Here is a 14,294-nt window from a genome sequence, read left to right as displayed (position 1 = left end):
CCCGGGCGGGTGTTGGGGTTCGCGGCGTCCGGCTCCGGGCTTCGGGGGGGCTCGTCCATCGCCCCCGCGGGTGCGGGGTTGGGGTTGGGGGGGGGGGCCCGCGCCGAGGTGGACCGGGTGCTCGACCGCACCGTGAATCTGCCTGCGGCCGAACCGGTGACGACGCTGGCACACTCGCGCACCACCGTGCTGCTCGCGGAGATCCTCACCCTGATCGGCGACAACCCGCAGCTGCGCGACCCGCGGCTGGACACGCTGATCGACTACGACACCAAGTACTCCGCCGACCTGCGCGCCAGCCTCGACGCCTACCTGACCCACCGCGGCGACGTCCGCACCGCCGCCACCGAACTCCGCATCCACCCCAACACCCTGCGCTACCGAGTCCGCCGCGCCACCCAGCTCATGGGCCTGGACCTGGACTCGGCCCCCGACCGCCTCCTCCTGGAGATCCAGCTCGCTGTGCACCGGCACGCGACTACGGCCTAGCGCGGCACTCCGGCCTTGGTGAGTGAAACCCGCACGCCCCCAACCACTTCGGCGGCGTCGGGACCCGGGTCGCCGAAGGTCAGGGTGGTGGCGAGGATTTCGCCCGCGATCAGGTCGCGGTGGGATTCGGCCCACTGCTTGCGGTCGGCCGGGACGTCCAGGACGACGGTGATCCGGTCGGAGACGTCCAGGCCCGCGGACTTGCGGGTCTCCTGCAGGTCGCGGATGAGGTCGCGGGCCCAGCCCTCGGCCTCCAGCTCCTCGGTGACCTCCGAATTCAGCACCACCAGACCGGCATTGCCAGGCAGCGCGGCGGTCGACTCGGGCTCCGCGGCGACCAGGCGCTGGGTGTACTCCTCGGGCAGCAGGTCGATTCCGGCCGCGCTGACCACACCCTCGGGGCTCTCGGTCCACTCCCCCGCCTTGACCGCCTTGATCACCGTCTGCACGTCCTTACCCAGCCGGGGCCCGGCGGCGCGCGCGTTCACGGCCAGTTCGAAGCGGCCGTGGGCGGCGACGTCGGTGGTCAGGTCCACCTTCTTGACGTTCACCTCGTCGGCGACCAGATCCGCGAACGGCGCCAGCCGCTCGGCATCCGGTGCGGCGATGGTCAATTCGGACAGCGGCAGCCGCACGCGCAGGTTCTGGGCCTTGCGCAGGCTCAGCGCCGTCGAGCACACCGAGCGCACCTCGTCCATCGCCGAGACCAGCTCCGGGTCCTTCGGCAGCTCGGTCTCGCCGGGCCAGTCGGCCAGGTGCACCGAGCGGCCGCCGGTCAGCCCCCGCCAGATCACCTCGGTGATCAGCGGCAGCAGCGGGGCCGCCAGCCGCGTGGCCACCTCCAGCACGGTGTGCAGGGTGTCGATGGCATCGCGGTCCTCGTCCCAGAACCGCGAACGCGACCGGCGCACATACCAATTGGTGAGCGCGTCGGCGAACGAGCGCAGCTCGTCGCAGGCGGCGGCGATGTCGTAGACCTCGAGCGCCGCGGTGATCACATCGCGCGCCGACGCCAGCTTGGCCAGGATGTACCGGTCCAGCACATGCGTCGAATCCGTGCGCCACACACCGGGTTCCGACGCGTACAGCTGCAGGAACGTCCAGGCGTTCCACAGCGGCCGCAGCGCATGGCTCACGCCCTCGCGGATCCCGCGCTCGGTGACGACGAGGTTGCCCCCGCGCAGCACCGGCGACGCCATCAGGAACCACCGCATGGCGTCGGAGCCGTCGCGGTCGAACACCTCGTTGACATCCGGGTAGTTGCCCTTGGACTTGGACATCTTGAGCCCGTCGTCGCCGAGCACGATGCCGTGCGCCACAGCGGTTTTGAACGCCGGGCGGTCGAACAGCGCGGTCGAGAGCACGTGCAGGTTGTAGAACCAGCCCTTGGTCTGCCCGTTGTACTCGACGATGAAATCGCCGGGGCTGTGCGGCTTCTCGTCGTGGGTGCCCTCGAACCACTCCTTGTTCTCGAACGGGTAGTGCACCTGGGCGTAGGGCATCGACCCGGACTCGAACCAGCAGTCCAGCACCTCGGGCACGCGCCGCATCATCGACTTCCCGGTCGGGTCATCGGGATTCGGCCGCACCAGCTCGTCGATCGCCGGGCGGTGCATATCGGCCGGGCGCACGCCGAAGTCGTGCTCCAGCTGATCCAGCGAGCCGTACACATCGGTGCGCGGGTACTCGGGGTCGTCGGATACCCACACCGGGATCGGCGCGCCCCAGTACCGGTTGCGGCTGATGTTCCAGTCGCGGGCGTTCTCCACCCACTTGCCGAACTGGCCGTCGCGGATATGCCCCGGCACCCAGTCGATCTGCTTGTTCAGCTCCATCATCCGGTCGCGGATCTTGGTGACCGCCACGAACCAGGACGGCACCGCCATGTAGATCAGCGGCCGCCCCGACCGCCAGCTGTGCGGATAGGAGTGCTCGATCGTCTCGTGCCGCAGCATCTTTCCGGCGGCCTTGAGGTCCTTGATGATGACCGGGTTGGCGTCGAAGACCATCAGGCCCTCGTACGGCGGCACCATCGAGGTGAACTTGCCGCCCGGATCCAGCGGCTGCACCAGTTCGATGCCCGCCTCGGAGGCGACCGCCATGTCCTCTTCACCGAAGGCGGGCGCCAGATGCACGACGCCGGTACCGGAGTCGGTGGTGACGTAGTCGGCGTTCAGCACCCGGAACGCGTTCGGGTGCCCGGCGAAGAAGTCGAACGGCGGGGTGTAGCGCAGGTCGGCCAGCGCGGCGCCCGCGTGCTCGGACAGCAGGTCCAGTTGCTCACCCAGCTCGCGCGCATAGTGCGAAACCCGCTCGGAGGCCAGCAGATACCGCTTGCCGTCGGCGGCCCGCACGTGCGCGTAGGTGAGGTCCGGGTGCACCGCGATCGCCAGGTTGGACGGCAGCGTCCACGGCGTCGTGGTCCAGATCAGCGCGTTCGCGCCGTCCAGCTCGCGCAGCGGATGGTCGCCCGGAACGGACAGCGTCATGTCGACGGTGACCGCCGGGTCCTGGCGCATCCGGTAGGCGTCGTCGAGGCGCGACTCCTGGTTCGACAGCGGCGTCTGCTCGTACCAGCTGTAGGGCAGCACCCGGAAGCCCTGATAGATCAGGCCCTTGTCGTACAGCGATTTGAATGCCCACATCACCGACTCCATGAAGTCGGGATCGAGGGTCTTGTAGTCGTTGTCGAAGTCGACCCAGCGGGCCTGACGGGTCACATACGCGCGCCACTCATTGGTGTAACGCAGCACAGAGGATTTGCACGCGGCATTGAATTCCGCGAGGCCCATCGCATCGATCTGTGATTTGTCCGTGATACCGAGCTGCTTCTCCGCTTCGATTTCCGCGGGCAGGCCGTGGGTGTCCCAGCCGAACCGCCGCTCCACCTTCTTGCCGCGCATGGTCTGGAAACGTGGGATCAAATCCTTCACGTACCCGGTGAGCAGGTGCCCGTAATGTGGCAACCCATTGGCGAACGGCGGTCCGTCGTAGAAGACGAACTCGTCTCCGCCGGAACGGTTCTCGATGCTGGCGCGGAAGGTGTCGTCGGCCGCCCAGTACTCGAGCACCTTCTCCTCGAGGCGGGGGAACGACACCTGCCCACCGGCACCCAGATCCACGCGGGGATAGCCGGAGGCCCGCGATACCGCGGCGGGAGCGTCGGACGCGGCGCTGTTGCTGGAAGTCTCGTCCGCCATGTCGGGCAGTGGTCTCCTCGTGCCGGCGCGCCGCAGTGGGCGCGTATCCGTGGGCACGGGGACGATCCCGGCGCCGGTGCGCCGAAACCGCGGTACCACCCCGCTTGTCCGTACCGGGCTCCGAAGGCACGGACCTCTCGTTGCGAGCTGTGACGGGCTCACCCGTTCGGTTCTACTGAGCGCGAACGCCGTTCTTCCGAAGGCTCCCCGGTGATTGCCGGATCAATGCCGCCTTACAGGTTTGATTGTAGCCGCGGTGGGCAATGTTATTTCCGGGCCCCATCGGCGTGGCCCACCAGGCGACGGACAGGCGTCACCGCTTCGCGTGCCGCCCGGGACGCGACGACGAATCGTCGTCGTCGGAGTCGCGCATCGACAGCGCACTGACCAGCAACAGCACGGCACCGATGACACACACCACGATGCAACCCCACGCCCAGATCACCGAGCCGGTGGTCAGTGCGGTCACCAGCAGGGCGAATCCGATCGCGGCCAGGACGAGCGTCAAGACGAGCATGGTCACCCCCTAGGCGGGCCAGGTGGCTCGACGAACGTTCGAACGGAACTACTTGCCGCCCTTCGCGAACTGCGCCGGCGCATGGTTGTTGGTCCCGGCACCGTCGAACGCCTCACCGCCGTCCACCGGCACCGCCGAGCCACGATTCTCCAGCTCCTCGAGCTGCGACTCCAGGTACGACTTCAGCCGCACCCGGTACTCGCGCTCGAAGGTCTTCAACTGCTCGATCCGGCTCTCCAGCACGCTGCGCTGCTGGGTGATCGTCGCCATGATCTCGGTGTGCTTGCGCTCGGCGTCGGCCTGCAGGGCGTCGGCCTTCTCCTTGGCCTGACGCAACTGGTTGTCCGACCGGGTCTGCGCATCCGACAGCATGGTCTCGGCCTTCTGGCGGGCCTCGGAGATCATTCCCTCCGAGCGGGTGCGCGCATCGCTGACCAGTCGCTCCGAGTTTGCTCTGGCATTCGACAGCAGCTGCTCGGCCTCGGTCTTGGCGTCGCTGGTGAGCCGGTCGGCCATTTCCTGGGCCAGGCTGAGCACCTTGGCGGCCTGTAGGTTCGCGTCCGCGGCGTCCTTCGGGGCGGCGGGCGGGGCGGCCGGGACCGGGGCCGGTGGGGCCACGGGCGCGGGCTTGGGCGGTTCCGGCTGCGGCGGAGCCTGTTTCACCGCCTGCGGCGCCGGGCGGGGGGCCTTCTTGGCCTCGGTCAGCTCCGTATCGAGCTCGGCAACCCGCTGGCGCAGATCCGCATTCTCCTCGATGAGGCGTGAGAGCTCCTGCTCGACCAGGTCGAGGAAGGCGTCGACTTCATCCTCGTTGTAGCCGCGCTTCCCGATCGGCGGTTTGCTGAACGCGACGTTGTGCACATCGGCTGGGGTCAGCGGCATGGAAGGATCCCTTCACGCTTCGTACGGAGATCTAGCGGTAGATCTAGCAAGCTAAGTTCACGGCCCATTCTGTCACACCTAGGCGACCGGCTGTCCGAGCCTGCTGGTCACCGACATCAAGATGAACACGATGAAAAGCAGGACCATAATCGACAGATCGAGGCGAATTCCACCCAGGTTCACGGGAGGTATCAAGCGCCTCAGGAGTTTCACCGGAGGATCGGTGATCGTGAAGATCACCTCCAAGACGACGGCAACCGCTCCCCGGGGATGCCAGTCTCGTGCGAAGTTGCGGATGAACTCCACGATCACTCGGCTGATCAACAACAGCCAGAAGAGGAACAGGAGTACATACAGCACCTGGAACAAGGCCACCAGACCACTTTGCCTCAGAATCGGTGTCCTGCAAACTCCCCGCGCCGTCCGACTCCGGCGTAACTCCCCCGTTCGCGGCGTGTCGACCGGGGTGGCGGCCGCGGCGCCACACCCCGGTGTCGACGCTATTGCTGGTTGTAGAAGCCGGTTTCGGCGATCCGGCGGCGTTCCTCGGCCGATACATCCACATCGGCCGGTGAGAGCAGGAACACCTTGGTCGCGACCTTGTCGAACGAACCGCGCAGCGCGAACGCCAGGCCCGCGGCGAAGTCCACCAGCCGGCGCGCGTCGGAGTTGCTCATCTCCACCAGGTCCATGATCACCGGCGTGCCGTCGCGGAACCGCTCACCGATGATGGCGGCCTCGGCATAGGTCCGCGGGCGCAGCGTCGTGATCTTGGACAAGGGGCCTCCGTCCTCGAAGACCGGTGTGCGGCGCGGTGCCGGTTCGAAACGGGCCCGCTCCTCCATGCGCCGCTCCTCCATCCGCCGCTCGGCCTCCGGATCCACCGCCAGCGCACCGTGAGTCGTGCCGCGCACCATCGAGGCGCCGCCACTGCCGCCGCCGAGCCGATCCATCGACCGCGCGCGCCCGGACGGCGCGGCATCGATGCGGGTCGGGCGGCGGGGCTCGTACCGATCCTCGCCGTAGGGCTCCGTGCCGTAGTCGTCGCGGCGCGCGACGGAGTATCCGGGCTGATACGGGGCCTTGTACGACGGCTCGGGGTAGCCCGGGTCGTCGCCGAAACGATCGTCGGAGAAACGGTCGTCGGAGAATCGGGAACGACCGGCGTCGTAGCGGGGCTCGGAGAAGCCGCGGCGTGCACCGTGGTCCTCGGAACCGCGCGGGCCGCGGTCGTCGATGTAGTCGTCCTCGTATTCCTCGAGCGGAACCATTCCGAAGTAGGCCTTGAACCTGTGCAGGGTGCTCATGCCTCCACCTCGCTTACACTCGGCCCCAGCACGAGCATGCTCGTGGCTGCGCTTATGTCTCGCTCGCTGCGCTCGCTCATCCTGGTCGACCTTCCTACGGCACCCGGCTGGCCTGGGGTGTTGAAGTCTTGCTCACTCCTCGTCAGTCCCAGCATATGTTTCGAATGTGACTGATGAGGTTTGTTTGCTATCCAGAGGTTATCGGTCGTTCGCCCATCAGCGCGGTACCGACACGCACGCAGGTCGAGCCGTGTCGAATCGCGACTTCCAGATCGCCGGACATGCCCGCGGACAGCTCGGCCGCCCCGGGATGATCGGCGCGCAGCCGGTCGTGCAGGGCGGCCAGGCGCGCGAACTCGGGCTCCGGATCCGCGGCCAGCGGGGGGATCGCCATCAGGCCCGCCAGCCGCAGGTTCTCCGCCGCCGCGACCCGATCGGCCAACCGCGGCAAATCCTGCGGGTCGACGCCGCTGCGAGTCGGATCGCCGTCCAGGCTGACCTGCAGTAATACCTCCAGAGGCGCGGTGCGGTGGCCGTTGTCGCGCGCCGTGCCCACGGCGCTGTCGAGGGCCGCTGCCAGGCGCTCGGTGTCCACCGAATGCACGGCGTAGGCCCAGCGCGCGACCGCCTTGGCCTTGTTGCGCTGCAGGCGCCCGATCATGTGCCAGCGCACCGCGGACAGCTCGCCCAGGGCCGCCACCTTGGCGGCGGCCTCCTGCTCCCGGGATTCGCCGAATTCCCTGCGCCCGAGGCGGTACAGGGCCTCGATATCCGAGGCCGGAAAGAATTTCGTCACCGGAAGCAGCCGGACCTCGCCCGGATCGCGCCCGGCGGCGCGGCAGGCGGCCTCGATTCGGCTCAACAGACCGGTCAGGGCACTGGACAGTTCGGCCGCCCGCGTGGATTCCGCTGCGGCGGTGCCGGATTCGGCGGTCATAGAACAACTCCCTCGAATGCGAAACTGATCACGAATGTCCCGGGCGTGTCGATCGTCCATTTTCCGCGTCCATTCACGGCGCGGTTGTAGGCGCAAGCCCACAAAATAGGGGCATCCGATACAAACCTCTCATCCCGCACCTTCATGGATGTTCCTCATCGAGCCCCCCGAAATTTGTCGCGCACCCCAACTCCGCCGCACCCCCTACATGTTCCCGCACCCCCTCCAGGGCCCTGAAAAGGGTGCGGGAACACGTAAGTGGTGCGGCAAATGCCGGGGTGCTCACTCCGGGGAACCTTCGGTTTCCATCCAGATGACTCCGGCGATGCGGCCGGTGGGGGCGCCGCGGCGGTGGCTGAACAAGGTCTCGTCCTCGATGGTGCAGCGCGGGTCCACCGCGACCGCGCCGACGCCCGCGTCCTCGAGTTGGCGGCGCACGCCCGCGCGCAGATCCAGGCCGGGCGTGCCCTTGGCGGTGGTGGTGGCGCTGCCGGGCAGGTGCGCCTCGACGTCGTCGCGCATCTGCGCGGGGACCTCGTACTGCCGTCCGCTCGCCGCCGGGCCCAGGAATGCCCCGATCCGTTCGGGTTTCGCGCCGAGCGAGACCATGGCCTCCAGCACTCGCGGCACGATGCCGATCCGTGCGCCCACCCGCCCGGCGTGCACCGCCGCGATCACGCCCGCCTCGTCATCGGACAGCAGCAGGGGGACGCAATCGGCCGTGAGCACCACCAGGGCCAGGCCCGGCACGCTGGTGACCAGCGCGTCGGTCACCGGCACGGGTTCCGGGCGCGGCCCGTCGACGATCTCGACATGCCGCCCGTGCACCTGCTCCATCCAGACCAGCCGCTCCGGCGCCAGCCCGATCCCCTCGGCCAGCCGTAACCTGTTGCGCCGCACCGCCTCCGGATCGTCCCCGACATGATCCCCCAAATTGAACGAGTCATACGGCGCCCGCGACACCCCACCCGCCCGCGTAGTGGTAACCCGCCTGGTCCGAACCGAAACAGTCGTCATACCCCGAGATTAATAGCCACCCCAGGCCAACCACCGCCCTGCATCCGGCGCCGGGGCGCCGGATGCAGGGATAGAAGGGCCGCAGGCCATACGCCGGATGCAGGGATCAGAGGGGCCGCAGGCCATACGCCGGATGCAGGGATCGGAGTCGATGGTCGTCCAGGACGGGAAGCGTGTTCGTACCTGGCGCGACTAATGGGCCTTGTTTTCCCCGCATCCGGCGCGCCAGCGCCGGATGCGGGGTATAGAAGGCTACGGGCGTATCGATTTCCTCACGGAGGGCGACCCATGGCCTCTGTTCCCCGCGTCCGGCGCTGGGGGCGGGGAGAAGGAGGCACCCGCTCCCTTGCGCTGGAGCGGGTGCCTCGGGGTGGGGTGTTAGCGGCGCATGAAGGAGGGGACGTCTACGTCGTCGTCTGTGTCTTCGTCGGGGGGTTGGATGTGGGTGCGGGAGTTGTGGGTTACCGACGGGTCGTTGGTGGGGCGGGTGGATTCGTAGGTGGGGGTTGGGCGGGGCTCGTAGGAGGGGGCGGGGCCGCGCTGGACCGTAGAGGAGGCGGGGGTGGACTCCGTCGAGCGGGTGGAGGTGAAATCGGTGGCGCGCGTCGAGGTCTGGCCGATCTCGCCCGCGCGGGCCGGGCCGATGGTCGAGCGGCCCGCGGAGTCGATGCGGCGGGCGGGGGTGCCGCCGTCGAAACCGGCCGCGATGACCGTGACCCGGACCTCGTCGCCGAGCGAATCGTCGATCACCGTGCCGAAGATGATGTTCGCCTCGATGTGGGCGGCCTCCTGCACCAGCGAGGCGGCCTCGTTGATCTCGAACAGGCCCAGATCCGACCCGCCCGCGATCGACAGCAGCACCCCGTGCGCGCCGTCCATCGAGGCCTCGAGCAGCGGCGAGTTGATCGCCGCCTCGGCGGCCTTCACCGATCGGCCCTCGCCCCGCGAGGAGCCGATGCCCATCAGCGCCGACCCGGCGCCGGACATCACGCTCTTGACGTCGGCGAAGTCGACGTTGATCAGGCCCGGCGTGGTGATCAGGTCGGTGATGCCCTGAACACCGTTGAGCAGCACCTCGTCCGCGGAGCGGAACGCGTCCATCAGGCTCACCGCGGCATCGCCGAGCTGCAGCAGCCGGTCGTTGGGGATCACGATCAGCGTGTCGCAGGATTCGCGCAGCGCCTGTATCCCGGCCTCGGCCTGATTGCTGCGGCGCTTGCCCTCGAACGAGAACGGCCGCGTCACCACGCCGATGGTCAGCGCGCCCAGCTTGCGGGCGATGCTCGCGACGACCGGGGCGCCACCGGTGCCCGTGCCGCCGCCCTCGCCGGCGGTGACGAAGACCATGTCGGCGCCCTTGAGCACCTCCTCGATCTCGTCCTTGTGATCCTCGGCGGCCTTGCGGCCCACCTCCGGATCCGCACCGGCGCCCAGTCCGCGGGTGAGTTCCCGGCCGACGTCGAGTTTGACGTCCGCGTCACTCATCAGCAGCGCCTGCGCGTCGGTGTTGACCGCGATGAACTCGACTCCCTTGAGTCCCTGTTCGATCATCCGGTTGACGGCATTCACGCCGCCGCCGCCGATACCGACGACCTTGATCACTGCAAGGTAGTTGTGCGGGGGCGTCATGGGCTCTCGCCTTCCTTCGATCTAAAGCCTGTCGTTTTCGGATTCTCGGCAGAACACCGACCGTTCGGTTCGAGCAAACCCGGAAGCTCGTCCGGGCAAACCCTAAACCTCAACAATAGGGTTAGCGTTATGTCAAGTATCCGACTGCTGCGGAACGCTATTCGCACCCGCCGCAATCCGCGCGCAGGCGCGCCGAAACGAGCGTGAGAATCTTGTGTGATCCGTCTCGTCCGAGCCCGCCCCGCATCGTATCGCGAACGGCCGCCCCGAGCACGGGGAATCGTTCCTGGTGCCCGCGAGATTTCGGCGGCTGCCGCTCACAGTCGCCGAAAACCCGGTAGGCACAACGGGTATCACTCACTTTACCGTTACCAGATCCGGACTCGACACGTCGAACACCGTGCCCGGCCGAGTCAGCACGGGCAGCACCACCGCGGCCTTGCGCGCCGAATCGTCCGCCCCACCCCACACCACGGTGCGCCCGTCGTGCAGCGTCAGCCGGATATCCGAAACCGACCGCGCCACAACCTCTCCCACCTGCACCCGCAGGCCCGGCGGCGAGGCGTCGAGCACCGTCACCGCCGCCCGAGTCACCGGATCGCTACCACCCGGAGTCCGGGTGGTCAGCTTCGGCACACCGGGCGGCGGCGGCTCGATCGCGTATTCGACACTGTCGCCGTCGAGCAGATGCGGGCCCTCCGGACTGTCGAAGAACAGCACGGGCGTGCGCTCCTGAACCAGAATTCGCACCGTCCCCGGAAAACTCCGCTGCACCCGCGCCGAATGCACCTTGGGAATGGCCGCCACCCGCCGCGCCATCGCATCGGTATCCAGGCGCAGCATCGAGCGACCGCCCGGAATCCGCAGCACGTCGCGCACCTGCTGTTCGGGCACCGCGGCCAGGCCCTCGATCCGCACGGTGCGCACCGACAGCAGCGGCGTGAAGTACGCGGCCACCACCAGCGCGAACACCACCACGACAACGGGCAAGCCCCACAGGGCGATTCGGCGCGGCGGGATATCCGCCAGGGAACGGCCGGAGAACCGGGAAACTCCCGCGCGGCCCCGGCGCCGGGACCGGTCGCGACCCGCCCGCCGGGCGGACCGTCGCCGCTCGCTCACGGCCTCGTCACCGAGATCCTGCGCATCGTCGAGATCTTCGTCCGGATATCGCTGTGTGCCACGAGATCTCATGCGCGCTCCTTCCCGAACGCTCCCCGTCCAGCCCTCACCGCCCGGTCGGCGGCCGCACCCGCAGCCCGTCGAGGATCTGCCCGCCCAGCATCGTCACATCGCCCGCGCCCATGGTGATCACCACGTCGCCCGGCCGGGCCAGGCTCGCGGCCTGCCGCCCGACCCGCGACATATCCGGTTGATAATGCACCGGTTTGGTAACCGACTGGGCCACCAGCGCGCCGTTGACACCGGGCAGCGGCTTCTCGCGCGCGCCGTAGACATCGAGGACCACCACCTCGTCGGCGAGGTCGAGCGCGGCGCCGAAATCGGCGGCGAAGGTGGCGGTGCGGCTGTACAGGTGCGGCTGGAACACCACGATCACCCGGCCCTGCCGGGATCGGGCACCGTCGGCGGCCTCCTGCCGCACCAGCTCCGACGCCGCCCCCAGCACCGCACGCACCTCGGTCGGATGGTGGGCGTAGTCGTCGAAGACCCGCACGCCGTTCTCGCGCCCGACGAACTGGAAGCGCCGGTGCACGCCGCCGAAGCCCTCCAGCCCCTGCAGCGCCTCGTCGGTCTCGGCACCGGCGTCGCGCGCGGCGAGCAGCGCGGCCAGAGCGTTGAGCGCCATATGCCGTCCGGGCACGGCCAGCCGCAGCGTGCGCGGCGCGGGCTCGTCGGCGAACTGGAAGGTGACCACCCCGCCGACATCGCGCGGCTCCCACGACAGCAGGCGCACGCCGACCGGCACGGGCGCGTCGGGGATCTCGCCGGAACCGTAGCCGAGGACGCGGATGTCGAGCTCCCCCGACGCCTGCCGGGCGGCGACCCGCTCGGCCAGCGCCCGCGAGCCCGGATCGTCCACGCACACCACGAGCAGCCCGCCGGGCCGCAGCCGCGCCACGAAATCATCGAAGACCTGGACGTAGGCCTCGTCGGTCCCGAAGAAGTCCAAGTGGTCGGATTCGATATTGGTGACCACCGCGATATCCGCGTCGTACTGCAGCAGCGAGCCGTCGGACTCGTCGGCCTCGGCGACGAAGAATCCGCCGGTGCCGTGATGGGCGTTGGTTCCGGCCTCGTTCAACTCCCCGCCGACGGCGAACGACGGGTCGAATCCGCAGTGCTGCAGCGACACCACCAGCATCGAGGTGGTCGAGGTCTTCCCGTGCGTGCCCGACACCAGCAGGGTGCGGTGGTCGCGCATCAGCTCCGCCAGCACGGCGGGCCGCAGCAGCACCGGCACGCCGCGCCGATTCGCCTCCACCAGTTCGGGATTGGTCTTGGGGATCGCGGCGTAGGTGGTGACGACCGCGGTCGGGCCGCCGGGGAGCAGGTCCAGCGCCCCGGCGTCGTGGCCGATGCGCACCTCGGCGCCGCGGGCCCGCAGCGCGAGCACGCCGCGGCTCTCCTTGGCGTCGGAGCCGGATACCGAGCCGCCGCGCGACAGCAGTATGCGGGCGATTCCGGACATCCCCGCCCCGCCGATGCCGACCATGTGCACTCGCTGCAGCAGCGGCGGCAGGTCGGCGATCTCGCGGAAGGGCTGCGTGCGCTCGTCGGGCTCGTTTCCTGTTGTCACCGGCCGGCCACCTCCACCACGATCCGCGCCACCGCGTCGGCCGCCTCGCGGTGGCCGGCACCGGCGGCCGCCACCGCCATCTTCGACAGCCGCACCGGGTCGGTGAGCAGCGGAATCACCTCGTCGATCACATATTTCTCGGTCAGTTCCGAATCCGGGACAATTCTGCCACCGCCCTGGGCCACCACGGGGCGAGCGTTGAGCTCCTGCTCCCCGTTGCCGTGCGGCAGCGGCACATAGAACGCGGGCAGGCCGACCGCCGACACCTCGGCGACGGTCATGGCGCCGGAGCGGCACACGGCGGCGTCGGCGGCGGCGTAGGCGAGGTCCATGCGCGAGAGATAGGGCACGGCAACGTATTTCGCAGGGCTGTCCGGATCGGTCGGCGCGATCTCGAGGGTGTTCTTGGGCCCGTGCGCGTGCAGTACCGAAATGCCCGCGGCCAGCAACCGCGGCGCCGCCCCCGACACCGCCTCGTTGAGCCGCCGCGCGCCCTGCGAACCGCCGAACACCAGCAGCACCGCGCCCTCGGCGGGCAGCCCGAAATGCGCGCGCGCCTCGGCGCGCAGGGCCGCCCGGTCCAGGGTCGCGATCGTCTCGCGCACCGGGATTCCCACGATGTCGGCATCGGGGCTCCCCGGCCCGCGCACCCCCGAATTCGCCACCGCGGCCAGCACCCGGGCCGCGCGCCGCGCACCCACCTTGTTCGCGATCCCCGCCTTCACATTCGCCTCGTGCACCACCACCGGCACCCGCCGCCTGCGCCGGATTCCGCGGCCCGCCGCCAGATACGCCGGGAGCGCCACATAGCCGCCGAATCCGACGATGACGTCGGCCTGCACGGCGTCGATCACCGCGCGCGCCTGCGCCACCGCGGAGCGCACCCGGCCGGGCAGCCGCAGCAGATCACCGGACGGCTTGCGTGGCAACGGCACCGGCGGAATCAGTTCGAGCGGATAGCCGCGCTCGGGCACCAGGCTGGTCTCGAGTCCGCGCCGGGTGCCCAGCGCCGTGATCCGGATCGACGGGTCCAGCCGGCGCAGCGCATCGGCGACGGCCATGGCGGGTTCGATATGTCCGGCGGTGCCGCCGCCCGCGACGATCACCGAGAGCGCCCGTCCCCCAGGTCTTTCCGTCCCCGGCCGCTCCTCGGACGCTGTCACCTCGAATTACCCCGTTCTCTCGCATGTGTCATCGGATAGTTCGGCTCCCACGCCCTGGTACTGCGCCAGGAGCGGGTGCTGCGGCTGTCGCGCCGGCCCGGATCGGCGGCCCGGCGCCGCGCCGAATCCGAATCTATCGAGCGGCGCGGGGCCGGTTGGGCACCACCCCGCCGCCCCGTGCCGCCGGAGCGCGGCAGCTCCCGGCGCGGCGCCGCCGCCCGCACCCCGGCACGGGCCCCGGCCGGCGGGGCGCGGGGCGCCCGCGAAAAAAAACCGGGGGGGGGGGGGGCGCCCCGCCCCTCCCCACGCCCCGGCCCCCCCGACCACCCCCCCGGCGCCCACCCCCAACCCCGGCGACCAGCCGACCGGCACAAGCGCACCGGATGCGAGTGAGG

At 69.5% G+C, this 14,294-nt stretch carries 12 protein-coding genes; 1 reads left to right on the top strand and 11 read right to left on the bottom strand.

Translation table 11 applies throughout. From position 1 onward, the window contains the following. Positions 1 to 489, top strand: a 489-nt coding sequence (locus QH290_RS29075; protein WP_280386360.1) for a helix-turn-helix domain-containing protein, incomplete at its 5' end; no start/stop codon positions are given. On the opposite strand, the gene ileS is transcribed toward QH290_RS29075, so the two are convergent. The 11 genes from ileS to murG all read right to left on the bottom strand — a co-directional run bounded on the left by ileS (position 486) and on the right by murG (position 13,899). Next, entirely contained in the window at positions 486 to 3,689 is a 3,204-nt protein-coding gene (gene ileS / locus QH290_RS29070) for an isoleucine--tRNA ligase (protein ID WP_280265433.1), read from the bottom strand. The genes QH290_RS29075 and ileS overlap by 4 nt on opposite strands. A gap of 313 nt (positions 3,690 to 4,002) precedes the next feature. Beyond that, entirely contained in the window at positions 4,003 to 4,206 is a 204-nt protein-coding gene (locus tag QH290_RS29065; RefSeq protein ID WP_068018333.1) for a hypothetical protein, read from the bottom strand. A 48-nt stretch (positions 4,207 to 4,254) separates the two neighbouring features. Then, on the bottom strand, positions 4,255 to 5,088 hold the full coding sequence (gene wag31, locus QH290_RS29060; RefSeq protein ID WP_280265434.1) for a DivIVA-like cell division protein Wag31: 834 nt from the start codon (positions 5,086 to 5,088) through the stop codon (positions 4,255 to 4,257). A 78-nt stretch (positions 5,089 to 5,166) separates the two neighbouring features. Then, positions 5,167 to 5,463: a YggT family protein gene (locus tag QH290_RS29055; protein WP_036567455.1), complete on the bottom strand. Its 297-nt coding sequence runs from the start codon at positions 5,461 to 5,463 to the stop codon at positions 5,167 to 5,169. Positions 5,464 to 5,588: 125 nt separating this feature from the next. Then, a complete protein-coding gene (locus tag QH290_RS29050) occupies positions 5,589 to 6,395 on the bottom strand; it encodes a cell division protein SepF (protein WP_280265435.1) in 807 nt (268 codons plus the stop codon). Between the two features lie 187 nt (positions 6,396 to 6,582). Further along, on the bottom strand, positions 6,583 to 7,332 hold the full coding sequence (locus QH290_RS29045) for a YggS family pyridoxal phosphate-dependent enzyme (protein ID WP_280386359.1): 750 nt from the start codon (positions 7,330 to 7,332) through the stop codon (positions 6,583 to 6,585). A 282-nt stretch (positions 7,333 to 7,614) separates the two neighbouring features. Further along, positions 7,615 to 8,349 carry a peptidoglycan editing factor PgeF gene (gene pgeF, locus QH290_RS29040; protein WP_280386358.1) on the bottom strand — a complete coding sequence of 245 codons (735 nt, stop codon included), beginning with the start codon at positions 8,347 to 8,349 and terminating at the stop codon, positions 7,615 to 7,617. A gap of 378 nt (positions 8,350 to 8,727) precedes the next feature. Next, the gene (gene ftsZ, locus QH290_RS29035; protein WP_280386356.1) at positions 8,728 to 9,978 is read right to left on the bottom strand and encodes a cell division protein FtsZ; all 1,251 of its coding nucleotides are present in this window, start codon (positions 9,976 to 9,978) and stop codon (positions 8,728 to 8,730) included. 357 nt (positions 9,979 to 10,335) lie between these two features. Continuing rightward, complete coding sequence (locus tag QH290_RS29030) at positions 10,336 to 11,172, bottom strand: cell division protein FtsQ/DivIB (protein ID WP_342213239.1); 837 nt, start codon at positions 11,170 to 11,172, stop codon at positions 10,336 to 10,338. Positions 11,173 to 11,206: 34 nt separating this feature from the next. After that, complete coding sequence (murC, locus tag QH290_RS29025; RefSeq protein ID WP_280265547.1) at positions 11,207 to 12,652, bottom strand: UDP-N-acetylmuramate--L-alanine ligase; 1,446 nt, start codon at positions 12,650 to 12,652, stop codon at positions 11,207 to 11,209. An 80-nt stretch (positions 12,653 to 12,732) separates the two neighbouring features. Continuing rightward, positions 12,733 to 13,899, bottom strand: coding sequence for an undecaprenyldiphospho-muramoylpentapeptide beta-N-acetylglucosaminyltransferase (murG, locus tag QH290_RS29020; RefSeq protein ID WP_280386354.1), 1,167 nt, complete (start codon positions 13,897 to 13,899; stop codon positions 12,733 to 12,735). Between the last annotated feature and the right edge of the window lie 395 nt (positions 13,900 to 14,294).

It is taken from the genome of Nocardia wallacei, from assembly GCF_029869545.1.
GTDB classification, from domain to species: Bacteria; Actinomycetota; Actinomycetes; order Mycobacteriales; family Mycobacteriaceae; genus Nocardia; species Nocardia wallacei_A.
This window is presented reverse-complemented; position numbering and strand designations above follow the sequence as displayed.

Bases quoted from the DNA above. Each gene is read 5' to 3' on its own strand.
- QH290_RS29050 (WP_280265435.1), bottom strand. From the start codon at position 6,395: ATGAGCACCCTGCACAGGTTCAAGGCCTACTTCGGAATGGTTCCGCTC.
- QH290_RS29065 (WP_068018333.1), bottom strand. From the start codon at position 4,206: ATGCTCGTCTTGACGCTCGTCCTGGCCGCGATCGGATTCGCCCTGCTG.
- ftsZ (WP_280386356.1), bottom strand. From the start codon at position 9,978: ATGACGCCCCCGCACAACTACCTTGCAGTGATCAAGGTCGTCGGTATC.
- ileS (WP_280265433.1), bottom strand. From the start codon at position 3,689: ATGGCGGACGAGACTTCCAGCAACAGCGCCGCGTCCGACGCTCCCGCC.
- pgeF (WP_280386358.1), bottom strand. From the start codon at position 8,349: ATGACGACTGTTTCGGTTCGGACCAGGCGGGTTACCACTACGCGGGCG.
- murC (WP_280265547.1), bottom strand. From the start codon at position 12,652: ATGGTCGGCATCGGCGGGGCGGGGATGTCCGGAATCGCCCGCATACTG.
- QH290_RS29030 (WP_342213239.1), bottom strand. From the start codon at position 11,172: ATGAGATCTCGTGGCACACAGCGATATCCGGACGAAGATCTCGACGAT.
- QH290_RS29045 (WP_280386359.1), bottom strand. From the start codon at position 7,332: ATGACCGCCGAATCCGGCACCGCCGCAGCGGAATCCACGCGGGCGGCC.
- wag31 (WP_280265434.1), bottom strand. From the start codon at position 5,088: ATGCCGCTGACCCCAGCCGATGTGCACAACGTCGCGTTCAGCAAACCG.